The sequence below is a fragment of the Streptomyces sp. NPDC017225 genome, from assembly GCF_044331465.1.
Classification (GTDB): Bacteria; Actinomycetota; Actinomycetes; order Streptomycetales; family Streptomycetaceae; genus Streptomyces.
This window is the reverse complement of record NZ_JBIRNE010000018.1, coordinates 77371-90670: the sequence shown is the minus strand read 5'-3', so window position 1 is coordinate 90670 and position 13300 is coordinate 77371. Positions and strand designations below refer to the sequence as shown.

Here is a 13300-nt window from a genome sequence, read left to right as displayed (position 1 = left end):
TCAGAGATCGCGGTCGTGCGCGGGGCGGGCGGTGGTGACGTCGAGCCGGCCAGTAACGGCAGCAGTGATGAGTGCCTGGCGGCGAGCGGCTAGTAGTGCCTGCGCTTGGTCGAGCCGCCCAACCAAAGACAGCAAGTCGCTTACCTCACGGTTCAGCGCGGCTACGCGAAGGTCACCATCTGGAGGAATGGGAATTCGATACTCACGCAACTGCTCACCCGTAAGATGCGGGATGGTCGCGATGTTCCCATCGGCCTCAAATACGCCTACGTGCTTGGCCAAGCGGAGCCAGTACATGAGCCACTCAACAGGAACGGGCCCTGCCCGTCGGACCCGATGCAACGACTTCTGGTAGTAGCAGTCCGAGATTCCACCGTTCCATACCGCCGCCTCGGCGACTCCCGCGCCACCTTCGCAGACGAGTAGATCGCCAGGTGCCACGGAGTAGCGACGCGTTTCTGAGGCATCGAACGACATCGTCGCCATGTCTGAAATGTCAATTTCATACCAATGGACATTAGCGTTGCGAAGGTACGGACGCTGACGATCCCCTGTAGCTCGCTCCGCGTTGAGCATCTTTCCAAGCTCGGTGGAGAAATAGGCGTACACTGGCCCAATCTTCCAGTCCGCAGGAATTGCAGGAAGCCAGGGCATTCCGGTTGAACGACCACCCTGCGGACTCACCCCACCTGACAAGGTCTCAGCAATGAGCGAGAGTTCCCGCTCCTTCAGAGTGGATTTCTGAGACTCCCTTGCAGCTGCAATGCGGTCAATGTGCGATGTCTCGACATCGAGGAAGTCGGCGATGCGGCGCTGCTCGTCCAGCGGAGGAAGCGGCACTGGAGCCTCACCGAGACGCTCACGGTTGAGTTCGATCTGATTTGTCGCTCCCACGACGAGGGCCGCATACACATACTCCTGGAACGGTTGAGACGCGAGCCAGTAGTAGGCGAAGCGCGGATGCAATTCGCGCAGATCTGCCCGTGCAATCGTCACATGGCCGTCCGCCATGCAAGGAGATCCATCCGGGGAGCTGAGGAACTGCCCGACGCGGCCCAGCGTGCCCGTTCCGGTGGAGTTGATGATCACATCCCCAGGCTGCAGATAGCCCTTCAATTTGCGGGGGTCTCCCGAATATGTGTGGAACCTTGTCCGGGACCAATCCAGCCCGCCCGGCTGGTTCGCCGCCTGGCTTACAGCATGCACAGGCCCATCTTCTACGTAGGTGGGCGCGGATCCCCGATTCAGGACTGTGGTGACGTGCTTTAGGGGTGAGGAAGACCACCCGTCGGGAAGAGGCAAGCCAAGAACAGAGGTCACCTCGCCACCTTCCCCAGCAGCGCCTGAATCTCGTCCTCCAACGAGTTCAACTCTGCATCGATCTCCGCGAGCGGCCTCGGCAGCGCGTAGACGTAGAAGTGGCGGGTAAAGGGAATCTCATACCCCAGCTTGAACCGCTCCATCTCCTTCGTCTTCGGGTTGCGGGTTTCCGCAACCCAAGCGTCCGGGACATGCGGCAGGACCGCGCGGGCGAAGTACTCGTCGATGTCCTCGCCCAGCGGGACGTTTTCGTTGTCACGCAGGTCGGGGTCGGGCTCAGGGTTGCCCTTGATGAACTGGACCTCGCCCGCCGGGTCAGCCACGCCCACCGCATCACGCAATGCCTTCTGGAACGGTGCGACGGAGGGCCACAGCACGCCTCCGGCCACCATCGCCGTCCGCAAAGCGTCCCACGCCTCAGCCTTGGTGGACCACTGCGATCCGAGCAGCGGCCTGAGCGCGGCCAGCAACAGCTCGACCGCCGCCTCGCCTCCGACCGCCTTCTTCACGGCGGCCGACGCCCCAAGCTGAGTCAGGCTGTCATCGGTCAGTTCGAAGCGGAGCTTGAGTGGCCGGTCCACGGTGATGCGCTGGTAGCCGAAGTCTCGGTTGGCGAAAACCTTCACCCGCGCGTGATCCGGATGGCCTTCGTCACCGGCAATGCTGAGCGCGTCGCGGTAGGTCGCGCAGATGTGCCCGATCTGGGCCCGAGTCATCCTCTTGCGCTTCTCACCGAGAGACTTGCGCATCTTGGTCCACTGGTCGCGAGCGTCGAGCAGGATCACGCGGCCCTTGCGGTCGGCGGGCTTGCGGTTGGTGACGATCCAGAAGTACGTGGAGATGCCGGTGTTGTAGAAGAGCTGGTCCGGGAGGGCGACGATCGCCTCCAGGTAGTCGTGCTCGATGATCCACCGGCGAATCTCCGACTCGCCCGACCCTGCCCCGCCGGTGAACAGCGGGGAACCGTTGAAGACGATGGCCAGGCGGGTGCCGCCGACCTCGTCGCCCGCCGCGTCCTTCTTGAGCGGCTGCATCTTGCTCATCATGTGCTGCAGGAAAAGCAGCGAGCCGTCGTTGATCCGGGGTAGGCCAGCACCGAAGCGGCCGTCGTATCCCCGGTCCTCGTGCTCCTGGCGGACGGCCTTCTCGACCTTCTTCCACTCCACGCCGAAGGGTGGGTTAGCGAGCATGTAGTCGAAGGTCTCGCCGTCGTGGCCGTCCTGGCTGAAGGAGTTCCCGAAGCGGATGTTCTTGGCGGTATGGCCCTTCAGCAGCATGTCGGAGCGGCAGATCGCGTACGACTCGGCGTTCAGCTCCTGTCCGAACAGGTTCACGCGCACGCGCGGGTTCAGCTTGCGGATATGCTCCTCAGCCGCCGAGAGCATGCCGCCAGTGCCGCAGGCCGGGTCGAGGATCTTGACGACCTGTCCTTCTCCGTTGAGCCGGTCGGTGTCCGGGGCAAGCAGCAGCTCGACCATCAGCTCGATGACCTCGCGCGGGGTGAAGTGCTCACCGGCGGTCTCGTTGGAGGCATCAGCGAACTTGCGGATCAACTCCTCGAAGATGTAGCCCATGTCGTGGTTGTCCACGGCTTCGAAGCTCAGATCCAGGCCGGCGAACTTCCGCACCACCTGGTAGAGCAGGTCGGCATTGTCCAGGCGGTCGATCTGGAGGTGGAACTCGTAGCGGTTGATGATCTCCGTGGCCTCCGACGAGAACCCCCGGATGTAGTCCTTGAGGTTCTTCGCCACGTTGGCCGCGTCGCTGCTGATGGTGTCGAAGGTCTGCTCGGAGAGGTTGTAGAACTTCAGCTTGGACGCCGCCAGCAGGAGTCCGTCCTTGTTCTCTCCGGTGTAGGAGGCCGCCCGGTCCCACACCGCCTGGCGGGTCGGGGCCATGACGCAGTCCAACCTGCGGAGCACCGTCAGCGGCAGAATGACCTTTCCGTACTCTGAGCGCTTGTAGTCACCGCGCAGCAGATCGGCCACCGACCAGATGAAGTCGGCCAGTTCCTGGTTCTTACTCAAAGTGTCCTGTCCTCTCGCCCCACTGCGGCGTCTCCGTCGGTCGTCGTGCTCTGGTGTTCAGCGCTGCCGCCGTCACGGGTCGGCGGCGGATCGAGCGCGCCGCCGGTGAGGCCATCGCGAGCGAGCCTCGCAGCTCGGTCGCCGATCCTGGCGAGTTCGGCAAGTTCACGCTCGAACGCGCCCAACGAGCGAAAGGCGTCGCCGTAGCGGTGCTGTCGCTCAACGTCCATGCGGGGTAGGCGCGCCACCTGCAGGTCCGCTCGGAACGTACCCGATGAGGACGTGCTACGACGGGCGTTCGCCGCGCTACTTGCGAATCCGCGTACGTAGTCGGGGTCCAACTGGTCGCTGGCGGAGATGAGATCGCCGCCTTCCAGGCTGACCAGGCCGGCGGCCAGCAGGTCGCTTACCGCGACCGGTACGCCATCGTCCAGGCCGTCGGACTGGCCACGAGGGGGAAGCTCGGGAAGTAGCGCCCGCAGGCGGCTCAGGCGCGTGTCGAGATCCTCGCGCAGCTTGGCGTACTCCACCGCGTAGTCGGGTTCCGGCTCACGTACGTAGCGGCCGGGCGTAAGGTCCACCTCATTGTCCAGCAGATCAATCAGCTGCACCTCCGTCTCCTGGTGCGGCAGAGGCTCCCACGGTCCGTCCGGGCTGTTGGCGCTGAGATCCACCATGCGTACGGTCCCCGCCGACCGCCCAGGGTCGGCGGGCCGGCTCAGCAGCCACAGGTGTAGCGGAAGTGCGTGACTGGCAGCCAGGCCCGGCGGGAGAGCCACCACACCGGTGACACAGCCGCGACGCACCAACTCCGCGCGGATCCTGCGACCGGAGCGGCGATGGGCGACCGACGCCGGCAGCACCACCACGGCTCGCCCGCCGGGTGCCGTGTGGTGGTAGCAGTGCTGGAGCCAGGCGAGCTCGCTCTCCCCTCGCGAGGGCACACCCGCCTCCCAGCGCGGATCGACGAGCAACTGCTCACGGCCCCAGTCGGCCACAGCGGTCGGCGGCTCGCACACGACCAGGTCCGCGCGGAGGTCGGGGAACGCATCAGCCCGCAATGAGTCGCCCGCCGCGACCTGAACCGGCGCTGCCGGCCCGGTGGTGGCCAGGGCCGCGCGCACCCGGGCCACGCGCGTCGCGTCCACGTCCGTGTCCTGCCCCAGCCTGCTCCCGACCGCATCGCCGCCCACCGCGACGAGGAGCGAGCCGATGCCGCACGCAGGGTCGAAGACGGTACCGGAGGTCTTGCCAGCAAACTCTCGGACAGCGCGAGCCAACCGCAATGTCGAGGCACCGTCCAGCGCGGCGCGCGCGGTGGACTCCAGCAGCCGAGCGACCAGCGCGTCCATCACCTCAGTGGGCATCCGGTCGGCGACCAGCCCGCCCAGCGCCTCGCGGGCGGTCTGGTCGGTCAGCTCTTGCGCATCGCCCTGGAGATGTTCTCCGACAGCAGCCAGCGCCCGGACCATTTCTTCGCCGTAGGTGCCACGCAGCGCCTGCCAGAGCCGGACCTCCCCACTGACCTCTCGCCCCTCGCGCTGCCCTTCCAACCACTGCCGTACCTCGGCGAGTGAGAACAGGGGACTAGCCGAGGTGCCGCCGACGGGTGCGGGAAAGTCCGAGCGGCGCCTGCGCCAGTTGGATACCGCGGCGCGCGTCACCCCCGCCAACCGCGCGATCTCCGCAGCGGTCACCGCGGCTTCGGATACCTCGTTTCCTCCGGCCATGACGCGACCGTACACCGGGAACATTCCGAGCAACAAGTTACATTCAGTTGACGGTGCTAACGCACCCCTGTTTACTGGTCATCACGCGCCAGGAACTCCGACGCACAGCACAGCGCCCTGCGCGCGGGAGGAGAGCCGGGCATGAGCACGAAGTCGCGCGGATCGAGGAGAACACCTCCGCGGGCACCGACCTCCGGCCCCTCGACTCGAAGGAGCATGATGTGACTGCCAAGGAGAAGAGCAGCACCGGCACCCGCAAGTCCACGCTGCACCGACTCACTGTTCCCAACGGTGGCGAGGTAGAACTCCGCACCCTTGTTCGCCCTCACTATCTCGACAGACCCGGTTACCAGGTCCGCGAGTTCGCCTGGGAGGGCGTCACCGGGCTGCTGGTGAACGGGGGGATCCCCCGGGACCGCGCCGACTGGTGCCCGGCCGTCGAGCGGATCACCGGCTTGGAGGTCAACGAGCGGAATCACTCCGCTGCTGGCCTGGTGCTCATGCGCACCGAGCGCGGCCTGTACGCCCTGAGTTACGGGGTTGGCCAGCACATGCTGGACCCGTACTACCGTGATGATGAGTTCGGCCTGGAGTTCGCCACCCGCTGCCTCGACGAGGACGGCATCATCAAGGTGCGCAACCAGATCATGGACGGACGAGGGCGTGTCGACGAGTACTCCGTCGCCCGGGGGGAGCGTATCGACGGCTTCGGGCTCGACCGGTTCGGCGCAGTCGTCCGCCGCATCTGTGGAACGGTCAGCGGCATCCCGTTGACTTCACTGCCCTCCGGTACCACCAAGCACGTTCGGGTCGAGTGTTCCGAATCGACCATCAAGCTGCCGCTGGCCACCACCCCGGAGGAATTCCTCAACGACCTGCGCGCGATAGAGGAGGTCTGCTCGCGCCCGGATCCGCTGCCCGAACTGGGCTTCGTCGATCGGCTCCGCACGCTGGACAACCGCAGCCGCAAGGCGGTAGACGCCCAGGCAGTCCTTGAGCGCATGCTCGCCGACCCGAGTCACCCGCGGATCACGCTGGGAGTTCCGGAGAGCTGCCAGGAGGGCTTCGGCTCTGCCCAGGCGTTCCGGATCAGCTCGGGTAGCCGCAGCATCGACGTCACCGACCTGGACCTTCCTGTCCTCCTCGAATTCGTCTCGGACAAGGCCGAGGGCGAGCGCCTCAAGGCGCTCGCCCAGGTACGGGTCGTCATGTTCAGCGACGACGACCTGAAGACGCCGGCCAGCGCCGCGAGCACCGGTAAGGAGTGGCTCATCGCGGACGTCCCCGTGGGAACGGCGCGGTACTTCTACGGCCACGGAAAGTGGTACGAGGTGGGAGCCGGATTCCTCGAAACGTTGGAGGAAGAGCTCCGGGAGCTACTGGGCAAGTCGTCCAGTGTCCAACTGCCGGCCTGGCCGAAGGGAGTACCGAACGCCAAGGGGCGGGACTCTCACGATGAGGACTGGTACAACAAGCAGGCAGCAGGCCAGGACGGCTACCTCCTCTTCGACAAGAAGAACATCGTCACGGACAAGTTCAACGGTGGCGGACTGGAGGTCTGCGATGTCCTCGGCCCGGACAACCAGCTGATCTGCGTCAAGAAGGCCACCAGCAGCGACGGCACCGCGCCGCTGAACCACCTCTTCGCCCAGGCGGTCACCGCCGTCGAAACCCTGCGCAGCGACGAAGCCATCCGCAGCGCCTTCCTGAGTCAGGTTGCGGAGCGCACTCCCGACCACCGCCTCCTGAGCGACTTCGGCACGCTGAAGGTCGTGCTCGCCATCCTCCTCAAGGATGGGAAGGAGATCACCGTCGACTCCCTCTTCGCCTTCGCCCAGGTATCCCTCCTTCAGTCGGCACGTCGCTTGCGCGCGATGAACGCAGAGGTCGAGGTCGTCGCAATCCGACGCTGAACCCACGCCGCCCTGGGGGCGATCCCCAATCCCACTTCGCGGGCGCGGCACGCGTCCAACACCTGTCCGAATCGGACAAGCCCAACGCAGCTGATCATCTTTCCCGAACGACCCCGCGGCGTCCACGTTGGCCGAGAACAGCGAGAGGACGGGTGGGGCATGACGCGCACGTTTCCACTGGAATACCCGCAGGCCGGTTTCGATTGCCTCTCCTGTAGTGATCACGGAGGGGGACGATGGTGAGCGACCTGAAGCTGTTCCGGCTTGACGCTGCCGGCCGGGACGTCGAGCTGCGCGGTTCGACGGTGGCGTTGGAGGTCGAGTTGCAACGCCGGATCGAGGCCGGCATGGAGGACATGCTTGGCATCCGCTTCCTCGCGTCCGAGTACCCGACCGGGCCGTGGCACCGAGGGCGCATCGACACCCTCGGGTTGGACGAGAACGGCAGCCCGGTGGTGATCGAGTTCAAGAAGGGCACCGACAGCGGGGTGATGTCGCAGGCCGTCTCGTATCTGGGCTGGCTGCGCTCGGCGCAGCACGAGTTCGAGGCGCTGGTCCGGAAGGTGCTGGGCACGGAGGCCGCCGAGTCGATCGACTGGCGGCGACCGCGGATGGTCTGCATCGCGGCCGGCTTCTCCCACCACGACCGCGTGGCCGTGCAGTGGCTGCCCGAGCGGATCGATCTGGTGCGATACCGGGTGTTCGAGGGCGGCCTGCTGAGCCTGACCCTCGTCGACTCCTCGCCCGGCTCGCCGAGCGCCGCTTCGTCCCGGCGGAATCGGGGGCGGGACTCGGCGGTCGACAGCGCGCCGGCCGTACCGGCGGCTCCTTCGCCAACGGGTGCCGGCCTCGTTCCCGAGTGCCTACGGGACCTGTACGGGGAGCTGGACGAGGCGCTCACCGCGTGGGGCGAGGTCGAGGTCGCGGCCCTGCGGCACTACATCGCCTACCGGCGCCTGGTGAACGTAGCGTCGGTGATCTTCCGTCCGAAGCACGAGGTGATCCTGGTGTACCTCAGACTCGACCCGGACTCGGTCGAGCTGGAAGAGGGCTTCACCCGGGACATGCGCGGCATAGGGCACCTGGGGACCGGGGACCTGGAAGTGCGGCTCGTCTCGGCGGCCGGCCTGGAGAAGGCAGTCCCGCTCATCCGGCGGGCGTTCGAAGCGGCCTGACGCAACGGGAAGGGCGGCTGGTGCATCGACTACTCGATGCGCCAGCCGCCCTTCGGCGTCTGCGGGCCGCCGTCCCCGGGCTCTCCGCTCTCACACTCATGCCTCCGGCCCGGCCAGCTCGAAGTCGTCCTTCGTCAGCTCGGCGCGGAGCCGCTGATCGGCGACGTCGGCGTAGTGCGAGGACAGCTCGACGCCCACAAAGCGGCGTCCCTCGCGCAGGGCCGCGACCCCTGTGGAGCCGCTGCCGGTAAACGGGTCGAGGACGACGCCGTCCTCAGGGCAGACCTGGACGAGCTGCTGCATGATCTCGACGGGCTTCTGGGTGATGTGGACCCGGCCCTTGCGGGGCTGGGAAGCGATGTAGTGGCCGGGCATGTAGAGGTCGCGGGTGTTGTCGAGGGATCCCTTGACGCCCCACACGATGAACTCGGAGTCCTGCTTCGGCCCGCCCTTGCGTGGCCGGCTGGCGGGCTTGATCCACGGGATCGTGCCGCTCCAGGTCCACCCTGCCATCTGCAGGGCGTCGGTCGTCGTCGGCTCCTGACGCCAGTCAGAGAAGACCATGACCACGGCGTGCTCAGCCGAGGCCCGGTACGACTCCGTCAGCAGCTCGGTCAGCCAGGAGCGGTAGGAGCGCTGATCGCGGTTCTCACCCGGGAAGTTGGCGAGGTCGTGGGCGCTGTTGCTGGTGACGTACTTGGCTCGCGCGGTGCGGCCGGTGCGGTCCGAGCTGGTACGTCCGCCGGAGTTGTACGGGGGGTCGGTGATCACCGCGTGGACGCTCTCGTCCGGAAGGGACTTCAGGACAGTCAGGGCGTCGCCTCGGTGCAGCGTGTAGCTCATGGGAGGGCCTCTCTTCGGGCACGGCGGATCGGGACCTGCTCCGGACAGCGCTCAACGGCGTTTGTCCCGGGCGAGGTTGCACCGGAGGTTAACGACGATCTCCGGCCGCACCTAACGAGGTGACCCCTGTTGCGGGCCCCGGAGCGGGAGTCGTTTGGTGCGGCCGGAATCCCGGTCTACTGTCTCGCCGTGTCACCGGGCAGGAGCCTCGCTCCACCCCCGTTGACCTGTGCTTATCCGTGCTGCCCGGTCCAATCGAGCAGCGTCGGGGGCCACGTTGTCCATGCATTTCCGCGCGTCGTCCGGAGGTCCCGGTGTACCGCCTGAGATTACGAGCGCGGCTGGCTGCCGCGCGTGACCTGAAACCGGCGTCCGGGAGCTACCAACCCCTCTGACCGGGCCCGCCAGAGGGCGGATGCACATCGGCGCGGTGCCGGCGGCTTTGCACGAGAAGTCGGCACCGCGCCTCCTACGAACACCGAGGAGCCGCTGCGATGCAGCATGCCTTGACACATCCGCGCCCCGACCCACCTCCGTCACCTGGCCGGCACCGCCGTCGCGGTGAACGGCGGCGGCGATGAAGAAGACGACCGGAGCCCTTGTCGGTCTCTGCGCGACCGGCTCGCTGCTGCTGGCCCTTGCGATCCTTGCCATCGGCGCCGGGACCGCCTCGGCCTCGTGCTCGACCGACGGTGCTCAGGGTGTGGATACCCCCGCAGTCGCCAAGCAGGTGAAGGCCATCCTGGACGGTGGCGACAAGGGCTCGATCTCCGTGCCGGGCCTGGACGCCCCTGCCGATCAGGTGCCCAACGCCAAGACGATCCAGGCCACGGGCGTCGCGATGAATATCCCCGCCCGAGGGCAGGTCGTCGCCCTGGCGACCGCCCTGCAGGAGAGCGGCCTGCGGAACCTGACCTATGGCGACCGCGACAGCCTGGGCTTGTTCCAGCAGCGGCCGTCGATGGGTTGGGGAACAGCGAGCGAGACCCTCGACCCGGTGCACGCCAGCACCAAGTTCTACGAGGGGCTCAAGAGGGTCTCCGGCTGGCAGTCCCTGTCCCTCGCCCAGGCCGCCCAGGCGGTGCAGAAGTCAGGCTTCCCCGAGGCGTACGCCAAGTGGGAGCCGCTGGCCACTGCCCTGCAGGAGGCCATCGAGCCCCTGCTGCAGCAGGCCGGCAACCCATCGCCGAGTCCTTCGTCCTCCGGCTCGGCCGACAGCGACAATGCTCCACCCAGTACCGCGGGCGGCTGTTCAGCGGACGGGGACGGAACCGACTTCGGCACCATCCCGGCTGGCGCCCTGCCGACCGAGTACAAGATCCCCGCCAATGCTCCACCGAAGGTTCAGACGGCGATCCGGTGGGCGCTGGGACAGCTCGGTACGCCGTACCAGTGGGGCGGGAACTGCACGGACTCCCACGGCAAGGACGCGATGGGCCGGTGCGACTGCTCGTCCCTGATGCAACAGGCGTACAAGGCTGCCGGGGTGACGCTGACGCGGACCACGTACACGCAGGTCAAGGACGGCAAGGCCGTGTCGGTCGACGCCCTCCAGCCGGGAGATCTCCTCTTCGCCGAAGGTACGGCCGCCGTGCCCGAGCACGTCGGGATGGCGATCGGGCAGGGCTTGATCGTCCACGCCCCGCGCACCGGTGACGTGGTGCGGATCACGACCCTCGCGTCCTGGAAATCGCGAATTCTCGCGGCCCGCCGAGTCGTCTGACCGGCGCTTCCCCTGCCCCACCCTCTTCTCACACGCCGCTTCGCCCGTCCGGGCTTTGACGTGCACCAAATCGTACTGGAGTTCCCCATGTATCTCGCTGACCAGGTCATACAGCTCGCCTACGATCCCGGGATCAAGCCGAACGAGGGCGGTCTGCCGGGCCTGTCCGTCCTCAAGCAGGTGATGGGCTCGATCAACCTCTTCGGACTCATCGCCGTGGTCGGCGCCCTCGCCGTCAGCGCGGGCGTGTGGGCCTGGGGCCACCACTCCGGCGGTCACCAGGCCGAGGCGAACGGGAAAAAGGGCGTGTTGGTGAGCGCCGGCGCGGCCCTTCTGCTCGGTGCGGCCAACGGTGTGGTGGCCTTCTTCTCGACGCTCGGGACACAGGTCCACTGATGGCTCAGCGCTCCACCCACCCCGGCGGCGCATCCCGCGTGCGCCGCCGGGCGCTGCTCGGCACCGTCGTCCTGGCGGTGCTCGTCGCCCTCGCCGGCCTTGCCGCATACCTCACCCGCGACGGCCGGAGCCCCTCCGAAACTCCCCCTCCACCAACGAGTTCGCCCACGGAATCCTCCTTGCCCGCAGCACCGTCCGGTCCGCACCCTCGACCCCGCGCCCTTCCCGTCCCACCCAAGACCCACGACCCGATCAAGTACGGGAAGGCAGCCGCCACAGCGCTGTGGTCGTACGACACTCGCGCCTACTCGCAGCCCGAGCTGCGGGAGGCGCTGCGTGGCTGGCTGATCAAGGAGTCGAAGTACGCCGACCCGGACTCGGTCGACAAGGCCGTCCCCTCCCCCGTGCTGTGGAAGGAGATGGCCGCGAACGGCCAGTTCGCCACCGCCACGGTGAACGAGGGGCACTTCCCGCAGGCGTTCACCCAGGCCCTGCAGGACGATCCCGGGGCGATCACCCACGCGTACGTCTACGCCGTCACGGTCTCCGGCAAGCAGTCGATCGCCTGGAAGGGCTCGCCCGCCGGCGGGGCGGAGAGCCGTTCCACCACCCTCGCGGTCCAGTGCCGCCCCGACCGTCCCTGCGCCCTGGTCGGCGTCATGCCGTCCGTGGCGCCCTGACCCCCCGTTCACGGAAGGAGGTACCGCCATGGACGTCTGCGAACTGCCCTTGATGGGCAAGGTGTGCACCGCCGTCGACTTCGCCACGAACCCCGGTGGAACCGTCACCGACGGCCTTGGGGCCTGGATCGCGAAGTCCGCGGGTGAACTGGCGGCCAGCGCGGCTGACCTGGCCGCCGAGGCCGTCAACAAGACGACGGCCATCGACCTCAACGCCGGATGGTTCCGGGACAACTACGAACTGCTGCTGCCCATCGGGCTCGCCCTGACCGTTGGGATCTTCTGCATCCAGCTCATGACCGCGGCCTGGCGTCGTGACGAGCGCGCCCTCGCCAAGGCCGCTTTCGGCACCATGACCGGTGTCCTGTTCAGCTTCTCCGCCATCGCCTTCACCACCGTCGCCATCACCGTGGTCGACGCGTTGTCCGACGGGCTGTTCCAAGCGGCCAACACCTCGATCAACGACGCGATCCGCCGTGTGGTCAAGGTCGACCAGTTCGGCTCGATGTTCAGCCTCGGCTGGGGCGTCTCCGCACTGGTCGCCCTCGGTTGCGCGATCGGCGCCTTCCTCTACTGGGGCGTGATGGTCGCCCGAAAGGTCGGCGTCCTGATCATGGTCGCGCTCGCCGTGTTCGCCGGGGCCGGCGGGGGCTGGGAGGTCGCCAAGCGGTGGCGGCGCGCCTGGATCGAGGCCACCGGCACCCTGATCGTCTCAAAGCTACTGATGACCGTCGTCTTCCTCATTGGCGTCTCCGCCATGGGCAAGAGCGACGCCAGCGACGGAATGGCGGCCCTGTCCGACGCGATGGCGGGCATCGTCGTGATGGTCCTGGTGCTGCTCTGCCCGTACGCGACATACAAGTTCGTCCACTGGGCCAGCGACGGCGGCGGCCACGACGACATGCACCGTACCGGCGTCGCCGGCATGGCAGTCGCCGCAGGCGCAGCGAAGACCGCGGGCGGCCTCGCGCTGCGCGCCAGCACCGGCACTCCGGCCCCGCAGGGGCCGAACCAGGTCCCCGGTGCAGGGACCGACGGTGTCGCCTCCGGCATCAACCCCTCCGGCGGCAACCTCAGCAAGGAGGGCATCGACGCCGGCCCACCCAAGCCGCAGACCCGCTTCCGGTACGGCGAAGACGCGAACTCCACCGGCGACAAGGGCCGGGCCCTGATCCAGCGCCCGGGGGTCCCGCCTCTGATCACGCGTCCCGGCGAGGACGAACCGGAAGGGTCCCAGGTGACCGTCCAAGGCGCGGCGGGCGGATCCGGTCATCTCGCTGGCGCATCCGCTCCGGGCGGCGACATGACCTCCATGCCACCTGCCGGTCCGGCGCCTTCGACCTCCAACACCCCGGCCGCGGCGCCGTCGGCCGCCGGTTCTGCCACGCCGACCAACTGGGTCTTCCCCGCCCAGCCGCCGTCGGGTTCCTGACACTCCCCCCCCCTCGAGGGGCGGGCTGTACTCCATGGCCCGCCCCCACCTCACCCGACCA

General features: G+C 67.5%; 10 protein-coding genes. 6 read left to right on the top strand and 4 right to left on the bottom strand.

Features of this window, described 5'->3' with window-relative positions; all coding sequences use genetic code 11:
* The 3 genes from ACH4NX_RS30460 to ACH4NX_RS30450 all read right to left on the bottom strand — a co-directional run bounded on the left by ACH4NX_RS30460 (position 1) and on the right by ACH4NX_RS30450 (position 5077).
* On the bottom strand, positions 1–1206 hold the full coding sequence (locus ACH4NX_RS30460) for a restriction endonuclease subunit S (RefSeq protein ID WP_398129486.1): 1206 nt from the start codon (positions 1204–1206) through the stop codon (positions 1–3).
* 110 nt (positions 1207–1316) lie between these two features.
* Positions 1317–3347 carry an N-6 DNA methylase gene (locus tag ACH4NX_RS30455; RefSeq protein WP_398129485.1) on the bottom strand — a complete coding sequence of 677 codons (2031 nt, stop codon included), beginning with the start codon at positions 3345–3347 and terminating at the stop codon, positions 1317–1319.
* Positions 3344–5077 carry an N-6 DNA methylase gene (locus ACH4NX_RS30450; protein WP_398129484.1) on the bottom strand — a complete coding sequence of 578 codons (1734 nt, stop codon included), beginning with the start codon at positions 5075–5077 and terminating at the stop codon, positions 3344–3346. The genes ACH4NX_RS30455 and ACH4NX_RS30450 overlap by 4 nt, the downstream gene beginning before the upstream one ends.
* A 221-nt stretch (positions 5078–5298) precedes the next feature.
* Here ACH4NX_RS30450 and ACH4NX_RS30445 point away from each other — a divergent pair, with 221 nt between their 5' ends.
* Both ACH4NX_RS30445 and ACH4NX_RS30440 read left to right on the top strand, forming a co-directional pair.
* Positions 5299–6990: a DUF6119 family protein gene (locus ACH4NX_RS30445; protein WP_398153372.1), complete on the top strand. Its 1692-nt coding sequence runs from the start codon at positions 5299–5301 to the stop codon at positions 6988–6990.
* Positions 6991–7226: 236 nt separating this feature from the next.
* Positions 7227–8165, top strand: a complete 939-nt coding sequence (locus tag ACH4NX_RS30440) for a DUF5655 domain-containing protein (RefSeq protein ID WP_398129482.1) — start codon at positions 7227–7229, stop codon at positions 8163–8165.
* 96 nt (positions 8166–8261) lie between these two features.
* Here the strand turns inward: ACH4NX_RS30440 and ACH4NX_RS30435 are convergent, their stop codons facing one another.
* Positions 8262–9008 (bottom strand): DNA-methyltransferase, encoded by a 747-nt coding sequence (locus ACH4NX_RS30435; RefSeq protein ID WP_398129481.1) that lies wholly within the window; start codon positions 9006–9008, stop codon positions 8262–8264.
* Positions 9009–9585: 577 nt separating this feature from the next.
* Between ACH4NX_RS30435 and ACH4NX_RS30430 the strand changes: the two genes are divergently transcribed.
* From ACH4NX_RS30430 to ACH4NX_RS30415, 4 genes are all read left to right on the top strand, one after another.
* Positions 9586–10731, top strand: coding sequence for a C40 family peptidase (locus ACH4NX_RS30430; RefSeq protein WP_398129480.1), 1146 nt, complete (start codon positions 9586–9588; stop codon positions 10729–10731).
* Positions 10732–10818: 87 nt separating this feature from the next.
* Positions 10819–11127 (top strand): DUF6112 family protein, encoded by a 309-nt coding sequence (locus ACH4NX_RS30425; RefSeq protein ID WP_030195549.1) that lies wholly within the window; start codon positions 10819–10821, stop codon positions 11125–11127.
* Complete coding sequence (locus ACH4NX_RS30420; RefSeq protein ID WP_398129479.1) at positions 11127–11807, top strand: hypothetical protein; 681 nt, start codon at positions 11127–11129, stop codon at positions 11805–11807. Before ACH4NX_RS30425 ends, ACH4NX_RS30420 begins: the two co-directional genes overlap by 1 nt.
* A 28-nt stretch (positions 11808–11835) precedes the next feature.
* Positions 11836–13239 (top strand): ATP-binding protein, encoded by a 1404-nt coding sequence (locus tag ACH4NX_RS30415; protein WP_398129478.1) that lies wholly within the window; start codon positions 11836–11838, stop codon positions 13237–13239.
* Positions 13240–13300 lie beyond the last annotated feature (61 nt).

Bases quoted from the DNA above. Each gene is read 5' to 3' on its own strand.
- ACH4NX_RS30440 (WP_398129482.1), top strand. From the start codon at position 7,227: ATGGTGAGCGACCTGAAGCTGTTCCGGCTTGACGCTGCCGGCCGGGAC.
- ACH4NX_RS30435 (WP_398129481.1), bottom strand. From the start codon at position 9,008: ATGAGCTACACGCTGCACCGAGGCGACGCCCTGACTGTCCTGAAGTCC.
- ACH4NX_RS30420 (WP_398129479.1), top strand. From the start codon at position 11,127: ATGGCTCAGCGCTCCACCCACCCCGGCGGCGCATCCCGCGTGCGCCGC.
- ACH4NX_RS30450 (WP_398129484.1), bottom strand. From the start codon at position 5,077: ATGGCCGGAGGAAACGAGGTATCCGAAGCCGCGGTGACCGCTGCGGAG.
- ACH4NX_RS30430 (WP_398129480.1), top strand. From the start codon at position 9,586: ATGAAGAAGACGACCGGAGCCCTTGTCGGTCTCTGCGCGACCGGCTCG.
- ACH4NX_RS30425 (WP_030195549.1), top strand. From the start codon at position 10,819: ATGTATCTCGCTGACCAGGTCATACAGCTCGCCTACGATCCCGGGATC.
- ACH4NX_RS30415 (WP_398129478.1), top strand. From the start codon at position 11,836: ATGGACGTCTGCGAACTGCCCTTGATGGGCAAGGTGTGCACCGCCGTC.